Here is a 19,856-nt window from a genome sequence, read left to right as displayed (position 1 = left end):
TATCGATATAAAACATAAATGGACAAATAGTATTAAAACCGAAGCCAAACGCCTCGGTTTTTTATCATGCGGTGTATCGAAAGCTGATTTTCTAGAAGAGGAAGCTCCTAGATTAGAGCAGTGGCTCAATAATAATATGAACGGCGAAATGAGCTATATGGCGAATCATTTCGATAAAAGATTAGATCCAAGAAAATTGGTTGAAGGTTCAAAATCTGTTATTTCCCTTCTTTTAAATTACTATCCGGAAGAAACCCAACGAGAAGATGCTTATAAGATTTCTAAATACGCATATGGCCACGATTACCATCATGTGATAAAAACGAAACTTAGGCAGCTACAGGAATTTATGTCTGAAGAAATAGGTGAAGTCAATGGGCGAGCCTTTGTAGATTCTGCTCCGGTATTGGATAAAGCTTGGGCAGCAAAAAGTGGTTTAGGTTGGATCGGTAAGCATAGCAACCTACTTACGCAACAAGTAGGGTCTTTTTACTTCATAGCAGAGCTAATTGTAGATATCGAATTGGAATACGATCATGCGGTTACAGATCATTGCGGTACCTGTACGGCTTGTATAGATGCCTGCCCAACACAAGCTATTGTAGATCCTTATGTAGTTGATGGTAGTAAATGTATTTCTTATTTTACGATTGAATTGAAGAATGAATTGCCCAATGAAATGAAAGGGTCTTTTGATGATTGGATGTTCGGCTGCGATGTTTGTCAAGATGTTTGCCCCTGGAACCGATTTTCTAAACCTCATAATGAACCTTTGTTCAATCCTCATCCAGAATTGTTGAATATGACCAAAAAAGATTGGGAAGAAATTACCGAAGATGTGTTCAGAAAGGTGTTTCAAAAATCTGCAGTGAAGCGAACAAAGTATGTTGGACTCACCAGAAACATCGATTTTCTGAAATAATATTTTATTTTCAATCGTTTTCGTTAGCTTTTTTTCTTTACTGATGACTTAGAGCAGACTTAATTATATTATATTGCTAGTCATGTAAAATTATGGTTTTCTAATAAAACACATGATTTTTGTAAGAATGTAATAAAGTTTTCCACCGAATCAATAACACTTTTCTTAGATGAAAATCAAAAAACCGAGTCTTAGTTTTTGGCAGATATTTAATATGAACGTTGGGTTTTTAGGTATCCAATATAGTTTTGGGTTGCAGCAAACGGCTATTAATCCTATTTTTTTATACTTAGGCGCTCCAGAAGATATGCTTCCTATTTTAAATATTGCGGGTCCTATCACCGGTTTAATTGTACAACCTATTATTGGTGCAATGTCAGATAAAACTTGGTCTGAACGTTGGGGTAGAAGAAAGCCTTATTTTTTGATTGGGGCAATTTTGGGTAGTTTATGTTTATTCGCTTTTCCAACGAGTCCTGTTTTATGGTTTGCGGTTGGTTTACTTTGGATTTTAGATGTCGGTAACAATATGGCAATGGAGCCTTACAGAGCATTTGTTGGGGATAAACTCCCTGAGAAACAATTGAGTTTGGGGTATCAAATGCAAAGTTTATTTGTAGGTGCAGGTATTCTATTGGCTAATGGATCTATTGTACTATTCCAATATTTATTTGGAGGTGAATCTGTAGAAGTTGCGGGTACGATACCTACTTGGTTGTACTACTCCTTTTATATTGGTGCAATTCTTTCTGTTACCACTATCCTTTATTCAGTTTTAAAAACTCCCGAAATTCCGCCGTCACCAGAAGAGTTGACCGCAATTAATCATGCAAAAACTAAACCATTAACCGAGCGTATTGCTTTGCCTTTTAGAGAAATTGGCGAGTCTATAAAGAAAATGCCCAAATTTATGTGGAGAGTTGGTGCAGTTTATTTATTTCAATGGTATGCTTTATTTATTTACTGGCAGTATACTACGCCGTTATTTAAATTGACAATGGGTTACACTACAGGAGAAGCAGCTTCACAATCTGCACAAATGAGTTTGACCTATAATATAGTAACCATGGTCGTTGCTTTGGCTTTGGTGCCGCTTACATTAAAATATGGTGGTAAAAAAATATATGCATTAAGCTTGTTCGGTACTGCTATTTCTTTATTTGCGATTCCGTATATCACAGATCCTATTATGGTATTAGCGCCAATGGTGCTGTTCGGTATTGGTTGGGCGGCAATGATGGGTATTCCTTATACCATGGTGTCAAAAGTGGTTCCGCAAGAAAGACGTGGTGTTTATATGGGTATTTTAAATATGATGATTGTAATTCCTATGGGAATAGAGACCCTTACCTTCGGACCAATTTATAAATTCTTATTAGGTAATAATGCAATTAATGCAATGCTTTTCGCAGGAGCATTTTTTATGATTTCTGGTTTTCTGGCGTTACGACTTAATGTTTCAAGTACAGAAAGGGTGGCCGACTAGTAATATCATATTTACTTAAAAGCTTTTTGGTCAATGCTATTTATTTTGTTTGTATAAATATGTATCCTCTTAACGCTTTCTTACAGAATACCTTTAAATTTGTTTTTTTAAATAGAAGCGTATGAGCAATGAAAAGCTAAGAAGAGAAGCACTTATTTATCATGCTAAGCCACAGCCTGGTAAGATAAAAATAGTGCCTACTAAACCATATAGTACACAACGCGATCTTGCACTGGCATACTCGCCCGGGGTTGCAGAACCATGTTTAGAAATAGCAAAGGATAAGGACAACGCCTATAAATATACTTCTAAAGGTAATTTAGTAGCCATTATATCTAACGGTACCGCTGTTTTAGGTTTAGGAAATATAGGTCCTGAGGCTTCAAAACCGGTAATGGAAGGTAAAGGTCTTCTGTTTAAGATTTTTGCCGATATCGATGGTATCGATATTGAAGTAGATACTGAAGATGTAGATAAGTTTATAGAGACCGTAAAAATGATCGCCCCTACTTTTGGCGGAATTAATCTTGAGGATATTAAAGCTCCTGAAGCTTTTGAGATTGAACGCAGATTAAAAGAGGAATTGGATATTCCGGTAATGCACGATGACCAACATGGGACTGCGATAATTTCTGCAGCTGCATTGTTGAATGCCTTAGAGCTTTCTGAAAAGAAAATGGAAGACGTACGCATTGTTATTAGTGGTGCGGGTGCTGCCGCTGTTTCGTGTACTAAATTGTATAAGGCGTTTGGTGCCAAAGCGGAAAATATAGTAATGCTTGATAGTAAAGGTGTTATTAGAAAAGATGCCGATAATTTATCTCCTGCAAAGAAAGAATTTGCAACCGATAGAAAAATAGATACCCTAGATGAAGCCATGGTAGATGCCGATGTATTCGTGGGTCTTTCTATTGCCAATATTGTTACTCCGGCAATGTTGGAATCTATGGCAGAGAATCCTATTGTGTTCGCAATGGCAAATCCTGATCCTGAGATTGCTTACGATTTGGCGATTGCTACACGTAAGGATATTATAATGGCAACAGGAAGATCAGATCACCCTAACCAAGTGAATAACGTACTAGGTTTTCCATTTATATTTAGAGGTGCATTAGATGTTAGGTCTACGGCCATTAATGAAGCTATGAAAATGGCAGCCGTAAAAGCTTTGGCAGACCTAACCAGACAGCCCGTACCTGAGCAAGTGAACATTGCCTATGGTGAAACTAGATTAACATTTGGTAAGGAGTATATTATTCCAAAACCTTTTGATCAACGATTAATATATGAAATACCACCTGCCGTAGCTAAGGCCGCGATGGAGAGTGGGGTTGCAAAAGCACCAATAGAAGATTGGGATAAATATAGGGAAGAGTTAATGCTTCGTTCAGGTAACGATAATAAGGTTGTTCGTCAACTTTATGGTAGGGCTCGTAGCAATTCCAAGAAAATCGTATTTGCTGAAGCTGATCATTTAGATGTTTTAAAAGCAGCGCAGATCGTGCATGAAGAGGGTATTGCAATTCCTATTCTTTTAGGTAGAAAAGATATCATTCTTGAATTAAAAAAAGAGTTGGAGTTCGATGCTGATCTTGCTATTATAGATCCTATGTCAGAGGAGTTTGACGAACGCCATATTCGTTATGCTACTAAATACTGGGAAAGCCGTAAAAGAAGCGGGGTTACTTTTTACAGCGCGAAAATAAAAATGCGCGAGCGTAATTATTTCGGTTCTATGATGGTGATGGAAGGAGATGCTGATGGAATGATTTCTGGTTACTCAAGAGCATATCCTACGGTGGTAAAACCAATTTTAGAAGTTGTTGGTAGAGCAAGTCAGGTGAAAAAAGTAGCCACGGTGAACATTATGATTACCGATAGAGGTCCGTTGTTTTTGGCCGATACTTCAATCAATATAGAGCCAAATGCCGAAGAACTGGCAGATATAGCACAAATGACCGCAAATGTTGCTTCAAATTTTGGATTTGATCCCGTGTTGGCCATGTTGAGTTATGCAAACTTTGGCTCATCTACGCATCCTAACGCGAAAAAGGTTAGAGAGGCAGTTCAAATTCTTCATGAAACAAAGCCAGATTTGGTGGTTGATGGTGAAATACAGACAGATTTTGCTTTGAACAGAGAGCTTCACGAGAGTAAGTTTCCATTTTCCAAATTAGCTGGTAGAAAGGTGAACACCTTAATATTTCCTAATTTAGAATCTGCGAACATTACCTATAAGTTGTTGAAAGAATTGAATAGTGCAGATTCTATCGGTCCGATCATGGTAGGTTTAAGAAAAGCCGTTCACATTATGCAATTAGGTGCTAGTGTTGATGAAATAGTAAATATGGCTGCAGTTGCTGTAATCGATGCTCAAGAGCGTGAAAAACGCAAGAAAGCGAAAGGTTCAAAATAAATTATAATTAAAGAATAACTCAAATAGGGAAATTGGTAGGCATACTTCTTTCCCTTTTTAATTTTAGAAAAATCATGATACATCACTTAAGAGGAAAACTAGTAGAGAAAAACCCAACTCATGTTATTATCGAATGTGGTGGTGTTGGCTATTTTGTAAATATTTCTTTAAATACTTTTTCTAAGTTGCCAGAGCAAGAAAACATCTCTGTTTTTACGCACCTTCAAGTGAAAGAAGATTCGCACACACTGTTCGGTTTTGTTGAAAAATCAGAGCGTGAGATATTCCGTTTGTTATTGTCCGTTTCTGGCATAGGATCAAGTATAGCAAGAACCATGCTTTCTTCTATGTCTCCGTCTCAAGTTAGAGATGCCATTGCTAACGGTGATGTGGCATCAATAAAGGCTGTTAAAGGTATAGGGGCGAAAACTGCACAGCGCGTAATTTTGGATCTTAGAGATAAGGTCTTAAAAGTTTACGATATAGACGAACTTTCGTTAAGTACAAACAATACAAATAAAGATGAAGCGTTATCTGCTTTAGAAGTTCTGGGCTTCGCACGTAAACAATCAGAGAGGGTTGTCGATAAAGTGCTTGGTCAAGATGCTTCGCTAAGTGTCGAGGATATAATAAAACTCGCGCTCAAAAATTTGTAATAAGTTTGAAAAACGGGGTAACTAAATTTCTTAAAATTTCTTTTAAGGGCATCTTTGCATTCTTTGTGTTTGTGGCATCTATAACAACTGTTATGGCGCAAGAAACAGAAGAACAAGAAATTGATTCGGTAAAGACAGGGTATGATCTGGGAAGAATTCTTATCGAGAATCCAGAAAGTATCGTGTCAAAATATATTTATGACCCTAAACTTGATCGTTATATCTATAATGAGAGTGTGGGCGATTTTAATATTGGTTATCCTATAATTCTTACACCAGATCAATATTTTAAATTGATCAGGGAAGAAGGTATAAAGTCTTATTTCAAGGAGAAATCAGATGCTTATTCAGGTAAAAAAGAAGGTAGTGAAGAGGCACGAAAAAACTTACTTCCTAATTTCTATGTAAATAATGATTTCTTTTCTACCATTTTTGGCGGTAATACTATTGAGATAATTCCACAAGGGTCTGTTGCGATGGATTTGGGTGTTATTTGGCAGAAAAACGATAATCCTTCTTTATCACCAAGAAATAGAACAAACCTTTCTTTTGATTTTGATCAGCGTATTAGTCTTAGTATGTTGGGTCAAATTGGAGAGCGTTTACAAGTAAATGCCAATTACGATACTGAAGCAACTTTCGATTTTCAGAATATTGTAAAATTGGATTATACGCCTACAGAAGATGATATTATTCAATCTATAGAGGTCGGTAATGTAAATATGCCATTAAATAGTAGCCTAATTCAAGGAGCACAAAGTTTATTTGGTGTAAAAACGAAACTGCAATTTGGTAAAACCTCTGTAACCGCGGTTTTTTCTGAACAACGTTCGCAAAATAATACTGTTGTGGCGCAAGGTGGTGGTACATTGAATGACTTCACTTTAACGGCATTGGACTATGATGAAAATAGACACTTCTTCTTAGCGCAGTATTTTAGGGATAATTATGACGAAGCGCTTTCGTCTTATCCATATATACAAAGTCAAGTACAGATTACTCGTTTAGAGGTTTGGATTACGAATAGAACACAACAAACGTTAAACGTACGTAATGTTGTGGCCATTCAAGATTTAGGTGAGCCAGATGTTACAAAAACTAGGGTAGGGCAGAATAATGGTAATGCATCGGGTTTCTTTAACGGTGCTGCCGATGTTAGGCCTAGAAACAATGCCAATGATTATGACCCGTCGTTAATACTTTCTGGTGGTGGTGCTTTAAATGATAATATAAGAGAAATAGCAACGGTAGAAAGTGGTTTTAATGCAGGTAGTTTTGCTGGCGGATATTCTCCTAACCAAGGTTTTGATTATGCGTATTTAGAAAACGCTAGAAAATTGGAACAGGGTAGAGATTTCGATTTTAATACACAATTAGGGTATATATCTTTAAACCAGCGATTAAGCAATGACGAGGTTTTGGGTGTTGCCTTTCAATATACTTTTCAAGGTCAAGTATACCAGGTTGGTGAATTTGCAAATGGTGGTATAGAGGCTACAACGGTAACACAAAATGTAAATACGGTTATTGAGAACAATACCTTAATACTAAAACTTCTAAAAAGTAATATTACCAATATCACTGATCCTATTTGGGATTTAATGATGAAGAACATTTACGCCACTGGTGCATATAGTTTAAGTCAAGAAGATTTTAAGATGAATATTCTATATTCTGATCCTACGGCAAGAAATTATATTACACCAATAGAAGAGGGTCCGGGTTCTGGTTGGCCAGAAGGATTAGAAGAGACTATTCTTTTAAATGTTTTTAATCTAGATAGGTTAAATGTGTATAATGATATTCAACCCGGTGGTGATGGTTTCTTTGATTTCATTAGTGGGCAAACCATAGATGTGCAGAATGGTCGTATCATCTTTACCACAGTAGAACCTTTTGGAGAGTCTTTGTACGAGAAACTACAAAATGGTAACAGCGGTCAATACGATGTTACTTCTGGGTATAATGCCAACCAAGAGCAGTATGTATTTAGAGATATGTATGCTTTAACGAAAACGGCGGCACTACAAGATCCAGAAAAAAATAAGTTCTTATTAAAAGGTTCGTACAAATCAGAGGGTAGTAACGGTATTTCTATCGGAGCATTTAATGTGCCCCAAGGTTCTGTAACGGTTACGGCGAATGGCAGAACATTGCAAGAGGGTATAGATTATACGGTAAATTATCAATCTGGTACGGTACAAATTTTAGATCCTAGTTTAGAGGCTTCAAATGTGCCTATTAATATATCGGTAGAGAATAATGCGGTTTTCGGTCAGCAAACACGACGGTTTACAGGGGTGAATGTAGAGCATCAATTCAATGAAAAATTTGTTTTGGGCGGTACGCTGTTAAATATGAACGAAAGACCGTTGACCCAAAAATCAACATACGGTGTAGAGTCTGTAAACAATACCATTTTTGGATTGAATACTAATTTTTCTACAGAGGTGCCTTTCTTGACCCGTATGGTAAATAAGTTGCCGAATATTGATACAGATGTACCTTCTAATATTTCGGTAAGGGCAGAAATGGCTACGTTAATACCTAGCTCACCTAAAAATGCCGATTTTGAAGGGGAGACTACTACTTATTTAGATGATTTTGAAGGTGCGCAAGCATTAATAGATATTAGAGCTTCCCTTGGGTGGTCTCTTGCCAGTATGCCTTTGGAATTTGGTAATGATGACCAACCATTTGGTAGTTCTCCAGAAGATGCAAATAATCTGTTGAACGGTTATGGTAGGGCAAAGTTATCTTGGTATACTATCGATCCAATTTTCTTTACTACGCAACGACCAGATGAAATTAGCGATGATGATATTTCTACCAATGCTACCCGTAGGGTGTATATCGATGAAGTTTTTCCTGAGACAGATGTTGCTCAAGGTCAAACCCGAGTACAGTCTACTTTAGATATGGTGTATTATCCGAATACCAAGGGGCCCTATAATAATAATCCTGATTTTAATACTGAAGCTCCAACTGAAAAGTGGGGTGGTATGATGCGCTCTTTGAGCAGTACGGATTTTGAACAGAGTAATGTTGAATTCGTTCAATTTTGGGTAATGGATCCTTATGTTGATGGTATTGCAAATGGACCGGGTGAGTTAGTGCTCAACCTAGGTAATATTTCTGAAGATATTCTACGCGACGGTAAAAAGCAATATGAAAACGGATTGCCGGGTGTTGATAGTAATGATTTTGTTTCACCTACCTCTTGGGGTGAGGTGCCGGCAACACAATCTTTGGTTTATGCTTTTGATGCCGATGAAAATAACAGAGGTTTACAAGATATTGGCTTTGACGGTTTAGATGATGTACGTGAAGCGAATGTGTATACCAATAATGGCGGTGATGACCCTGCATTGGATAATTATGGATATTATTTAAATAGAGATGGTAGTATTTTAGATAGATATTTAGATTTCAATAACCCACAAGGCAATTCACCTGTAACGGTAACCAATACAGATAGAGGTTCTACAACATTACCTGATGTGGAAGATGTTGATAGAGATTTAACGATGAATACGGTTAATAGCTATTATGAATACCGTATTGCTATAAAGCCGAATACGACTATTAATGATGAGTATGTGACCGATATTATTGAAGGCACGGCAAGTGATGATGTTAGAATACCTAATGGTGATGATGTCAATTACCGCTGGATCCAGTATAAAATTCCATTGAGCGACTTTACAGATGCTGTTGGTGGCATTACAGATTTTAGGTCTATTAGTTTTATGCGTATGTATATGACAGGGTTCAATAGTCCTACCATATTACGTTTTGCTACTTTAGATTTGGTAAGGGGAGATTGGCGAACCTATACGAATACTTTACAAGATAAAAATATCGATAGTGATCCTTCTGATGATGGTACTACCTTAGATGTAAATACCGTAAACATTGAAGAAAATAGCAGTAGAACACCAATACCATATGTGTTGCCACCAGGTGTAGTTAGAGAGCAGTTAAATAATAACAATACCATTATTAGACAGAACGAGCAATCACTTTCTTTAACGGTGTCTAATTTAGAGTCTGAAGATTCGCGTGGAGTGTTTAAAAATTTGAATGTTGATATTCGTCAATATGAGAAGTTGAAAATGTTCATTCATGCCGAAAAAATTATAGATAGTGACTATGCTGACACCTCTACGCCTTTAGTTGGTTTCTTGCGTATGGGTACAGATTTCACCCAAAATTACTATCAAATAGAATTGCCGTTAGAGTTTACGCCTTTTACAGCTGTGTCAGATGAAGAAATATGGCCAGAAAATAACGAGATGAATATTTTGCTTAGTGATTTGGCGAAGGTGAAATCGCAATGGATTGCAGATGGCGAATTAAGTGAGGTTCGTTTCTTTGAAATTGAAAATGATGAAGTGATCCCTGTTGGTGAGTTTGATGTTCGTACCCTGGGTAGAGTTCGTATAGGTATTAAAGGTAACCCATCTTTAGGTAGTATACGTACCATGATGGTGGGTGTTAAAAACCAAGATATATTGCCTGCAAGAGGTGAGGTATGGTTCAATGAGCTTCGTCTTGCAGGATTGGATAATAATGGCGGTTGGGCTGCAATTGCCGCTGTAGATGGTAATATTGCAGATTTTGCCAATTTTAGTGCAACGGGTAGTAAGAGTACTTCTGGTTTTGGGTCTATAGATCAAATGCCAAATGAACGTGCACGTGAAGATGCGGTTTCTTATGATGTCGTTACCAATGTTAATGTTGGGCAATTACTTCCTAAGAAGTGGGGAATTCAATTACCGTTTAATTACGGAATTTCTGAGCAATTAATTACTCCGGAGTTTGACCCTGTGTATGACGATTTAAAACTAGAGGATAGAATTGCGGCAGAAGATACCCAAGAAGGCAAAGATGAGGTATTGGAGCAAGCTGAAGATTATACAAAGCGTACAAGCATTAACTTAATTGGTGTTCGTAAAGATCGTGGAGAAGAAGCAGATGCCAATTTTTACGATATCGAAAACTTTACCTTTAACTATAGCTACAACGAAACTGATCATAGAGATTTTGAAATTGCCGAATTAAAAGAACAAAATGTAAATACAGGTTTTGTGTATAATCACAGTTTTGAACCGGTAGAGGTTGCTCCGTTTGCTAAAAAGGATTCACTATTTAATGGTAAGTACTGGCAGTGGTTAAAAGATTTGAATCTGAATTTGTTGCCGTCGAACATTGGCGTAACTTCTAATATTAACAGGCAGTTTAATGCACAGCGTTTTAGAGACGTGTATACCGATGGCGAGGATAGAATTTCATTGCCAGAACTTCAGCAACGTAATTATTTGTTTAACTGGCAGTATGCGGTAAATTATAATTTGACAAAGTCGTTACGATTGAATTTAACGGGTTCGAATAATAATATTGTTAGAAATTATCTAAATGAAGATGAGCCTTTAGAATCTATAGATAGAATTAGAAATGAATTAGGTTTATGGGACGGCTTTTTTGATGTAGGTGAACCAAACAGGCATTCTCAGCAAATGCAGCTGAATTATGAGGTTCCTTTTTCTAAAATACCTGCGTTAGATTTTATAAGTACTCAGTATTCATATACCAGTAATTTTGATTGGCAAAGAGGGGGTGATGCACTTTTTGAAGTGGCAGGTGAATATATTAACACGGTGCAAAATGCAAATACGCATACATTGACATCGTCTTTGACCATGCAGAAGTTCTATGATTTAATCGGACTCAAAAAGCGTGAGGCTCCTAGGGCATCTACTACGGGGCCAATACGAAGAGATAAATCTGGAGCATTATCCGAAGATCAAGAAAAGATTAAGGGTAAGACAAGTGATTTGTTCAATACCGTTGTAGATATCGTTACCATGGTAAAGCGAGTGAATTTCAACTATAGCGAAAACAATGGTACGGTGCTTCCTGGGTATACTCAATCTGTTGGTTTCGTTGGTACTACCAAACCTACTATTGGTTTCTTATTCGGTAGTCAGTCAGATGTTCGTTTTGAGGCGGCTAGAAATGGTTGGTTAACAGGGTTTGAAGATTTTAACGAGCAATTTATCCAAAGAACTAATAAGCAGTTAAATATTACAGCTACGGCGCAACCAACAAGAGATATAACGATAGACTTGGTGGCAGACAGACAATATTCAGATAGTTATCAAGAGAATTTTAATGTTGTAGACCAAGAGTATAACCGTCAGTTAGGTAATAACTATGGTAGTTTTAGTATTTCTACTATGATGATCGGTACTGCATTTGGTAAGAGCGATGAATTTGATTCAAGTACTTTTCAGCAGTTTAAGGATAACAGAATTACCATAGCGAATAGAATTGCAGTCGAAAAAGGTATCCCTGTAGATCCAAATGGTGAGTTTCCTGAAGGCTATGGAAAAACTCAGCAAAATGTTTTGCTGCCAGCTTTCTTTTCAGCGTATACTGGTCAAGATGCTGAACGTGTAAACTTAGATACGTTTAGAGATATTCCAATACCTAACTGGAGTATTAAGTATACCGGGCTAATGAAGAGCAAGTGGTTTAAAAAGAAATTCAAGCGTTTTTCTTTAAGTCATGGGTATCGTGCATCTTACAGTATCAACTCCTACCAAACAAACCTTGAGAAAGTACAGTTGATTAAAGATGGTCAAGATGCTATTAATGCTGAGAATCTTGACGTTTTACCTGATTTGATTTTAAATAATGTGGTGCTTACAGATCAATTCAATCCGTTAATTCGAGTAGATTTTGAAATGAAAAATTCTGTTAGTGTATTGGCAGAAGTAAGAACAGATAGGGCATTATCATTAAGTTTTGATAATGATTTAATGACCGAGATCAATGGTAAGGAATATACCGTTGGTTTAGGATACCGTTTTAAAGATGTAAAATTTGTAACGAATATAGGTGGGAACAAGACTAGGTTGAAGGGCGATTTAAACTTAAAAGCTGATTTAACTTTACGTGATAACATTACTATTATTAGAAATTTAGATATCAATAATAATCAAATAACCTCTGGTCAAAATCTAATGTCATTGAAGTTTACGGCAGATTATGCCTTAAGTAAGAACTTAAATGCATTGTTCTTTTATGATCATTCGTTCTCTCAATTTGCAGTCTCGACCGCTTTTCCGCAAACAACCATTAACACCGGATTTACAATTCGTTATAATTTTGGTAATTAATAGGGCTATTTAATAAAGGTTAAGCTTAAGAATGAGCTGCACTTTTGATCAAATCATAACATGTGTAATTATTTTGATAACCTAAGTTGAATACTTTACATTTGCCGAAGTAAAAAATAATAAACGATTATAATGAATATACCAGCTGAATTAAAATATACGAAAGATCACGAGTGGGTAAAGATAGAAGGTGATGTTGCCATTGTAGGTATTACAGATTTCGCTCAAGGTGAATTAGGTGATATTGTTTATGTAGAGGTAGACACTCTTGATGAGACTTTAGATCGCGAAGCGATTTTTGGTACGGTTGAAGCTGTAAAAACTGTTTCTGACTTATTCTCTCCTTTATCTGGTGAAATCGTTGAATTCAACGAAGCGCTAGAAGATGAGCCAGAAAAAGTAAATTCTGATCCTTACGGTGATGGTTGGATGGTGAAAATTAAGTTTAGCGATGCTAGCCAATTGGAAGATTTGTTGAGCGATGCTGCATATAAAGAAATCATAGGTGGTTAAAAACACTATTTATAAAGTACTTTTCATAAGCTGGATGATGTTTGTAACATTTTCCAGCTTATTTTCTTTTTCAGGAATCGGTAACTCAAGGTTCAATATTCTGCATATGGATAAGGTCGTTCATTTTACGTTCTATTCCGTTATGGTGGTGTTGGGTTATTTGGCAATACCTAAAAGTAAAGAACAAGTTGTAGGCAAGTCTAAGTTATTGTGGTACATTGTTTTATTCGCTGTGCTGTACGGCATAATTATTGAGGTAATACAGCATGTAGCTACGGCTGATAGACACGGAGATCCGTTAGATGCACTTGCAAATTCTACTGGAGCTATTGTAGGATTGTTAGCCGTTAGATTTCTGTTTTTTCGAGTGCCCTCGTTAAAATGAAAATTTTAGTTGCATATTTATGGATTAATTAGTTAAATTAGCAATCACTAAATTGAAAATATATGGAACCTAAAAAGAATCCAAAAGCGGATTTAACAAAGAACAGCAGTCTTTATTTCGTTATCGGTTTGTTCGTAGTAATGCTATCTACTTTTATAGCATTTGAATGGAAAACCTATGATGAGGTGAATGATTATGATATTTCTATGAATGTGGATGATCTTTTAGATGAAGAAGTTCCAATGACAGAACAGATCAAGACTCCACCACCTCCACCGCCACCAGCTGCACCTGAAATTATTGAGGTTGTAGAAGATGAAGAAGAGGTTGAAGAAACCGTAATCGAGTCTACCGAAACTAGTCAAGAAGAAGAAATCGTTGAGGTTGAAGATGTTGTTGTTGACGAAATCGAAGAAGACGTTGATGTACCTTTCGCAGTTATTGAAGATGTACCTGTTTTTCCAGGTTGTGAAAACGAAAGCGATAAAAGAGCTTGTTTTAACAAAATGATTCAAAAGCATATTGGTAAAAACTTCCGTTACCCAGAAATTGCTCAAGAAATGGGTGTTCAAGGTAGAGTTAGTGTAATGTTCGTAATTCAGAAAGACGGTAGTATCGGTAACGTTAGAATGCGTGGTCCAGATAAGAACTTAGAGAAAGAAGCTGCGAGAATTATCGGTAAATTACCTAAAATGACTCCTGGTAAGCAAAGAGGTAGAGCAGTACGTGTTCCTTTTAGTATTCCAATTAATTTTAAATTACAATAGTATTTATTTACTGTTTTAATCATATAAAAAAAATCCTGAGCTAATTGCTCGGGATTTTTTTTTGCTTTCTTTTTAAAGAATTAATTGCCGTTTAGATTATGTATCACAAGGTTGCATTCTTTTCTTTATGCAATAGCCAATAGTGGTAGGCTTTCAATAATACTAGAAATAAAGGTTTTAGGTTGCAGAAATATGACTAGGGCGTTATCTTTGCACCCCTATTTAAAGAAATATGAAGATGGCTGTTGATTCGGAAAATGAAAGTGCTTCTGCATTGATTTTTGCCGATTTTAAGGAGATTACAAAGGCTAGATTGGCTATTAGTGTCGTCTTTTCTTCTATTGCAGGTTATTTTCTTGGTGCCAATGAAATAATTTGGGTACAAGTGTTGTTGTTGGCATTTGGTGGGTATTGTATGGTAGGGGCGAGTAATGCTTACAATCAAGTTATTGAGAAAGATTTAGACGTTTTAATGAAACGTACTAAGAACAGACCTATTCCTGCAGGTCGTATGACGGTGAATACGGCTATGAGCCTTGCTATTGTTTTAACATTGCTGGGTATATTATCATTATATCTTTTAAACCCTAAAACGGCAATGTTTGGGGCAATTTCCATATTTCTATATACTAGTGTGTATACTCCTTTGAAAACAATTACTCCTTTAGCTGTTTTTGTAGGTGCAATACCTGGGGCAATCCCCTTTATGCTGGGTTGGGTAGCCGCTACAGATGATTTTGGAATAGAGCCTGGTACTTTGTTTATGATTCAGTTTTTTTGGCAATTTCCTCATTTTTGGGCATTAGGGTGGATGTTGGATGATGATTATAGGGCTGGTGGATTTAAAATGCTACCAACAGGAAAGAAAGATGCGGCAACAGTATTGCAAATAATAATGTATACTATTTGGATGATGGCAGTTTCCATAATTCCGGTATTTGGCATTACGGGTAAATTACATTTATCTGTAGTATCTGCCGTAATTATCTTTTTAATGGGGGCGGTAATGTTAGCATTCGCTTTTCAGTTATATAGAAAGAGAGATAATGTTTCTGCAAGAAAATTGATGTTAGCAAGTGTTAGTTACATAACACTGATGCAAATAGTTTACGTAATAGATAAATTTTTAGCTTAATTATGGATTTAACACAAGGTACGGAGGCAGAGAAGAATGCTAGGGCAAAAAAGATGATGCTTTGGTTTGGAATTATTAGCTTGTTAATGGGTTTTGCTGGGTGGACAAGTGCTTATATCGTTAGTAGTTCTAGAGAAGATTGGTCTAGTGATGTTTCGTTGCCAGATTCTTTTCTATACAGTACAATTGTTATTATTATAAGTAGTGTTACTTATATGCTCGCAAAAAAGGCCATTAAGGATGGTGAAAATGCTAGCGGTACTAAATGGTTATGGATTACGTTAGGTTTAGGAGTTCTTTTTATCTTTTTGCAGTTTTCGGGTTTTTCCCAGATGGTGGCAAAAGGGTATTACTTTACGGGGCCTACTAGTAGTATCAAAGTTTCATATGTTTTTTTAATAGCAATGGTGCATGTAGTACACGTTGTAGCGGGTATGATTTCTTTATTAGTGGTTTTGTATAATCAAAACAAAGGAAAATATAGTAAAGAGAACTATTTAGGTGTTACCTTAGGGGCGACATTTTGGCATTTTTTAGATTTATTATGGGTCTATTTGGTGTTGTTTATGTTCTTTGTGAAATAAAAAAAACGAATCAAAGTTAGTTTTGGGTCAAATTGCGTTTTTAAATAGTTCAAAAAAATGTAAATTTGCTAAAGTTTTATTAAAACGATAATTAGTATATGAATTCTACGGTGACTACGGGAACGGAAACAAACGTATGGGGTGGTGGCAATCAGCCTTTAGGAGCAAGCTATGGAAAAATGATGATGTGGTTTTTCCTTGTGTCGGATGCGTTAACTTTCTCTGGATTTTTAGCGGCATACGGCTTTTCAAGATTTAAATTTATTGAAACATGGCCCATAGCGGACGAAGTGTTTACACACGTTCCTTTCTTTCATGGTAATTACCCCATGATATATGTTGCATTTATGACTTTTATTTTGATTATGTCATCGGTGACAATGGTATTGGCGGTCGATGCTGGTCATAAAATGAAAAAGAACGCCGTTACCTGGTATATGTTCGCTACGGTAATTGGTGGTATTATATTCGTTGGATCGCAAGCTTGGGAATGGGGTACATTTATTAAAGGTGATTTTGGTGCTTTAGAGACCAAAGGTGGTAGAATCTTACAATTTGTAGATGCCAATGATACAGAGAAAAGAGTTGCTTTATCCGAATTCGCGACATCTATTCCTAGTGAGAGAACCGTTCATGAAAGAAAAAATGGTGTTTGGTTTTACGACGAAGCTACTAGAACAAGTGTTTCACTTAATGAAGTAGTTGAAGGTTTTAAGGCAAACCCAAATGTGTTGATTAGAACAGAGCTTATTAACGAAGAAGGTAAGAAAACTGTTCTTGATAGAAAAGCCTCGTTAGCTAAATTGGCAGATGCAACGCAAGTTGTAGAAGGTGCTAATTTAATTCATAATGAATATGGCAGTAGACTATTTGCCGACTTCTTTTTCTTTATCACAGGTTTTCACGGTTTCCATGTATTCTCTGGGGTAGTGATAAATATTATTATTTGGTTCAATGTTATACTTGGTACGTACGAACGAAGAGGGCATTATGAAATGGTAGAGAAAGTTGGTTTATACTGGCACTTTGTAGATTTGGTTTGGGTATTTGTATTTACCTTCTTCTACTTGGTATAATCATTATAAAAGCAATTAGCATTACTGTAAAAAGAATTTTAGATTAAAGTAACATGGCAGACGGACATAAATTAGAAATTTTCAGAGGACTAGTAAAGTTCAAATCCAATACACAGAAAATTTGGGGAGTTTTAGCATTTTTAACGCTTATTACTGCTGTAGAAGTTGTTTTGGGTATTATTAAACCAGTATCATTAACAGATACATATGTATTGGGAATGAAACTTATTAACTGGGTTTTCATCATTTTAACTTTGGTTAAAGCATACTATATTGCTTGGGATTTTATGCACTTACGTGATGAGAAGTCGGCGTTAAGAAGAGCAATAGTTTGGACACCTATATTTTTGGTTATTTATTTGACATTTATTCTACTTGTAGAGGCAGATTATATCTATAATGTATATAAAGAAGGCTTTGTAGGTTGGAATTTCTAAGTTATAATTAACAGTATTGAAAGACGGTTTTATAACCGTCTTTTTTATTTTTGTATAGTTTGTAATTTAATGGCTATCGCTGTTGAAACTCCTTAATAGGTTTCAATAAATAGTCCTCCTTATTTATGAAAAAGACTTTTGTTCTTGTTGTCTTGTTTGTGCTGCCAATAGTGGCCTATTTATTCTTTGCTTCTGGGGTTAACAATTTTGGTAAATTATCTCAGTTAACTAAAAATGTAGAGGAAATTGATTTCTCCGATCAAACCCAATTTAAAAATAAAATTACGGTATTGGGCTTTTTGGGTTCTGATGTAGAAGGTAGAAAAGGAAATGCCTTTAACTTGAATCAAAAAATTTACAAGCGCTTTTACGAGTTTACAGACTTTCAATTTGTAATGGTAGTAGCTGATGGTACTAATGATGAAGTTGATGCACTAAAAAAAGAGTTGGCAACTTTAGCTGATAATGATAAATGGAAATTTGTATACGCAAGTGATGAAGAAATCAAGAAACTTTTTAATAGCCTTAAAACGGATATTGAGTTAGATGATAATAACAGTACTCCGTATGTATTTATTATCGACAAGGGTTTAACTTTAAGAGGTAGGTCTGATGATGAGGATGAAGGCACTAAATATGGTTTTAATTCTACTTTGGTTTCAGATTTGAATAATAAGATGGTAGATGATGTGAAAATCATTTTGGCGGAATACCGTCTAGCCTTAAAGAAGAATAATGCAGAACGATAAGTAATGAATAAAAAATATACATACGTTTGGGTTTCGTTAATTGTTCTGATTTTCGGGATCATTGTTATACCAAGAATTGTTGATAGATTATCTTCTGGTTCTGTCGTTGAAAATGACCGTCTAAATTCAGAAGGTAAAGATGATAGTGAAGAAAAGTTAGGTTATATCTTGTTAGATGGTAAAAGACGTAGAGTGCCATCTTTTGAATTTATCAATCAAGATAGTGTTCTGGTGTCAGATAAAGATTATCTGGGTAAAGTGTATGTGGTAGATTTCTTTTTTACTAGATGCCCAAGTATTTGTCCTGTTATGACAACTAACCTAGTAGATGTTCAAAATCATTTTAAGGATGCTAACGACTTTGCTGTAGCGTCTTTTAGCATTACTCCAGATTTTGATACACCACAGGTTTTAAGAGCTTATGTGGAGAAGTATGGCATTAATGGTGCGAATTGGAATCTAATGACGGGTGATCATGATGGTATTTACCAATTGGCAAATTCCGGATTTAATATTTTTGCTGCCGAAATGCCTGATGTTCCTGGAGGCTTTGAGCACTCAGGTCACTTTGCTTTAGTAGATAAAGACGGTTTTTTAAGATCAAGAATAGATGATTTTGGTAACCCTATTGTTTACTATAGAGGTGCTATTTTAGAAGAAAAAGGAATTAACGATCAAGGAGAAACCGAAGAAATCGGTATTCTTAAAGTTGATATCCAGAAATTGTTAGAAGAATAAGAATATGCAAGGGAGTGTTGAGAACGAGAAAAAGTTTAATAGGTTAATAGCGATTGTTTCAGTAGTTATACCAATAGTGGTAGCTATTCTTTTCGGTGTCAAATTGCCTAATGTTGAACCGCTTTCTTTTTTGCCTCCTATCTATGCTACTATTAATGGGCTAACTGCTGTTTTGTTGTTGGTTGCGGTTTGGGCTATTAAAAATGGAAATGAAAAACTACATCAGAATTTAATGACGACCAATATTGTATTGTCTTTATTGTTTTTAGTGATGTATATAGCATATCATATGACATCTGATTCTACCAGTTATGGTGGCGAAGGTGCAATTAAATATGTGTATTATTTTATATTGATTACCCACATTGTACTGTCTATTGCTTTAATACCATTGGTTTTAAGAACATATGCCAAGGCATATTTAAAAAAGTTTGAAGAGCACAGGGCATTGGCAAAATATACATTTCCGGTTTGGTTGTATGTTGCTGTTACCGGTGTTGTGGTTTATTTAATGATATCTCCTTACTATGCGTACTAAACAAATCTTCTTATTGGTAGTTGTAACGCTTTTGTTGATTCCTATAGATGCCGAGGCGCAATGTGCTATGTGTAGAGCGGTTTTAGAAAGTGAATCTTCTGGTAAAGCAGCTGAAGGTATAAATAACGGTATTGTTTATTTAATGGCTGTACCCTATGTTTTGGTGGCTGGTCTTTTCTATTTTATCTACAGAAAAATGAGGTCTTAAGCCTTTTTTATATTTTTTTACACAAAAAGTGTAACAATCTTCCATTTGGTTAGTCTTATGAT

Annotated in this window: 16 protein-coding genes; all 16 read left to right on the top strand. The window is 35.9% G+C overall.

Features of this window, described 5'->3' with window-relative positions; genetic code table 11:
• The first annotated feature begins 1 nt into the window (after position 1).
• The 16 genes from queG (at position 2) to SJY30_RS10825 (ending at position 19,794) form a co-directional block, all read left to right on the top strand.
• Positions 2-922, top strand: coding sequence for a tRNA epoxyqueuosine(34) reductase QueG (gene queG / locus SJY30_RS10900; RefSeq protein ID WP_396635325.1), 921 nt, complete (start codon positions 2-4; stop codon positions 920-922).
• A gap of 169 nt (positions 923-1,091) precedes the next feature.
• Positions 1,092-2,408 carry an MFS transporter gene (locus SJY30_RS10895; protein ID WP_396632217.1) on the top strand — a complete coding sequence of 439 codons (1,317 nt, stop codon included), beginning with the start codon at positions 1,092-1,094 and terminating at the stop codon, positions 2,406-2,408.
• Between the two features lie 121 nt (positions 2,409-2,529).
• Positions 2,530-4,824, top strand: coding sequence for an NADP-dependent malic enzyme (locus tag SJY30_RS10890; RefSeq protein ID WP_396632216.1), 2,295 nt, complete (start codon positions 2,530-2,532; stop codon positions 4,822-4,824).
• A gap of 74 nt (positions 4,825-4,898) precedes the next feature.
• On the top strand, positions 4,899-5,480 hold the full coding sequence (gene ruvA, locus SJY30_RS10885; RefSeq protein WP_396632215.1) for a Holliday junction branch migration protein RuvA: 582 nt from the start codon (positions 4,899-4,901) through the stop codon (positions 5,478-5,480).
• A gap of 5 nt (positions 5,481-5,485) precedes the next feature.
• On the top strand, positions 5,486-12,664 hold the full coding sequence (gene sprA / locus SJY30_RS10880) for a cell surface protein SprA (protein ID WP_396632214.1): 7,179 nt from the start codon (positions 5,486-5,488) through the stop codon (positions 12,662-12,664).
• 132 nt (positions 12,665-12,796) lie between these two features.
• The gene (gene gcvH / locus SJY30_RS10875) at positions 12,797-13,177 is read left to right on the top strand and encodes a glycine cleavage system protein GcvH (RefSeq protein ID WP_036151913.1); all 381 of its coding nucleotides are present in this window, start codon (positions 12,797-12,799) and stop codon (positions 13,175-13,177) included.
• 34 nt (positions 13,178-13,211) lie between these two features.
• Positions 13,212-13,562 carry a VanZ family protein gene (locus SJY30_RS10870; protein WP_396635324.1) on the top strand — a complete coding sequence of 117 codons (351 nt, stop codon included), beginning with the start codon at positions 13,212-13,214 and terminating at the stop codon, positions 13,560-13,562.
• A gap of 62 nt (positions 13,563-13,624) precedes the next feature.
• Complete coding sequence (locus SJY30_RS10865; RefSeq protein ID WP_396632213.1) at positions 13,625-14,329, top strand: energy transducer TonB; 705 nt, start codon at positions 13,625-13,627, stop codon at positions 14,327-14,329.
• 232 nt (positions 14,330-14,561) lie between these two features.
• Positions 14,562-15,464 carry a heme o synthase gene (gene cyoE / locus SJY30_RS10860; RefSeq protein ID WP_396632212.1) on the top strand — a complete coding sequence of 301 codons (903 nt, stop codon included), beginning with the start codon at positions 14,562-14,564 and terminating at the stop codon, positions 15,462-15,464.
• A gap of 2 nt (positions 15,465-15,466) precedes the next feature.
• On the top strand, positions 15,467-16,048 hold the full coding sequence (locus SJY30_RS10855; protein WP_396632211.1) for a heme-copper oxidase subunit III: 582 nt from the start codon (positions 15,467-15,469) through the stop codon (positions 16,046-16,048).
• 98 nt (positions 16,049-16,146) lie between these two features.
• Positions 16,147-17,124, top strand: a complete 978-nt coding sequence (locus SJY30_RS10850) for a cytochrome c oxidase subunit 3 (protein ID WP_396632210.1) — start codon at positions 16,147-16,149, stop codon at positions 17,122-17,124.
• Positions 17,125-17,177: 53 nt separating this feature from the next.
• Complete coding sequence (locus tag SJY30_RS10845; RefSeq protein WP_396632209.1) at positions 17,178-17,561, top strand: cytochrome C oxidase subunit IV family protein; 384 nt, start codon at positions 17,178-17,180, stop codon at positions 17,559-17,561.
• A gap of 125 nt (positions 17,562-17,686) precedes the next feature.
• Positions 17,687-18,310 (top strand): hypothetical protein, encoded by a 624-nt coding sequence (locus tag SJY30_RS10840; RefSeq protein ID WP_396632208.1) that lies wholly within the window; start codon positions 17,687-17,689, stop codon positions 18,308-18,310.
• Positions 18,311-18,313: 3 nt separating this feature from the next.
• Entirely contained in the window at positions 18,314-19,048 is a 735-nt protein-coding gene (locus tag SJY30_RS10835) for an SCO family protein (protein ID WP_396632207.1), read from the top strand.
• Between the two features lie 4 nt (positions 19,049-19,052).
• On the top strand, positions 19,053-19,586 hold the full coding sequence (locus SJY30_RS10830) for a DUF420 domain-containing protein (RefSeq protein ID WP_396632206.1): 534 nt from the start codon (positions 19,053-19,055) through the stop codon (positions 19,584-19,586).
• Positions 19,576-19,794, top strand: coding sequence for a hypothetical protein (locus SJY30_RS10825; protein WP_396632205.1), 219 nt, complete (start codon positions 19,576-19,578; stop codon positions 19,792-19,794). Before SJY30_RS10830 ends, SJY30_RS10825 begins: the two co-directional genes overlap by 11 nt.
• Positions 19,795-19,856: the final 62 nt, after the last annotated feature.

The sequence above is a fragment of the Maribacter sp. R86514 genome (genome assembly GCF_044597005.1).
Lineage (GTDB): Bacteria > Bacteroidota > Bacteroidia > Flavobacteriales > Flavobacteriaceae > Maribacter.
This window is presented reverse-complemented; position numbering and strand designations above follow the sequence as displayed.

What these genes read in the sequence shown, in the direction of transcription:
- SJY30_RS10840 (WP_396632208.1), top strand. Translation starts at nt 17,687, where the DNA reads ATGAAAAAGACTTTTGTTCTTGTTGTCTTGTTTGTGCTGCCAATAGTG.
- SJY30_RS10835 (WP_396632207.1), top strand. Translation starts at nt 18,314, where the DNA reads ATGAATAAAAAATATACATACGTTTGGGTTTCGTTAATTGTTCTGATT.
- SJY30_RS10895 (WP_396632217.1), top strand. Translation starts at nt 1,092, where the DNA reads ATGAAAATCAAAAAACCGAGTCTTAGTTTTTGGCAGATATTTAATATG.
- gcvH (WP_036151913.1), top strand. Translation starts at nt 12,797, where the DNA reads ATGAATATACCAGCTGAATTAAAATATACGAAAGATCACGAGTGGGTA.
- SJY30_RS10870 (WP_396635324.1), top strand. Translation starts at nt 13,212, where the DNA reads ATGATGTTTGTAACATTTTCCAGCTTATTTTCTTTTTCAGGAATCGGT.
- SJY30_RS10855 (WP_396632211.1), top strand. Translation starts at nt 15,467, where the DNA reads ATGGATTTAACACAAGGTACGGAGGCAGAGAAGAATGCTAGGGCAAAA.
- SJY30_RS10890 (WP_396632216.1), top strand. Translation starts at nt 2,530, where the DNA reads ATGAGCAATGAAAAGCTAAGAAGAGAAGCACTTATTTATCATGCTAAG.
- ruvA (WP_396632215.1), top strand. Translation starts at nt 4,899, where the DNA reads ATGATACATCACTTAAGAGGAAAACTAGTAGAGAAAAACCCAACTCAT.
- SJY30_RS10850 (WP_396632210.1), top strand. Translation starts at nt 16,147, where the DNA reads ATGAATTCTACGGTGACTACGGGAACGGAAACAAACGTATGGGGTGGT.
- cyoE (WP_396632212.1), top strand. Translation starts at nt 14,562, where the DNA reads ATGAAGATGGCTGTTGATTCGGAAAATGAAAGTGCTTCTGCATTGATT.
- SJY30_RS10825 (WP_396632205.1), top strand. Translation starts at nt 19,576, where the DNA reads ATGCGTACTAAACAAATCTTCTTATTGGTAGTTGTAACGCTTTTGTTG.
- SJY30_RS10845 (WP_396632209.1), top strand. Translation starts at nt 17,178, where the DNA reads ATGGCAGACGGACATAAATTAGAAATTTTCAGAGGACTAGTAAAGTTC.
- SJY30_RS10830 (WP_396632206.1), top strand. Translation starts at nt 19,053, where the DNA reads ATGCAAGGGAGTGTTGAGAACGAGAAAAAGTTTAATAGGTTAATAGCG.
- SJY30_RS10865 (WP_396632213.1), top strand. Translation starts at nt 13,625, where the DNA reads ATGGAACCTAAAAAGAATCCAAAAGCGGATTTAACAAAGAACAGCAGT.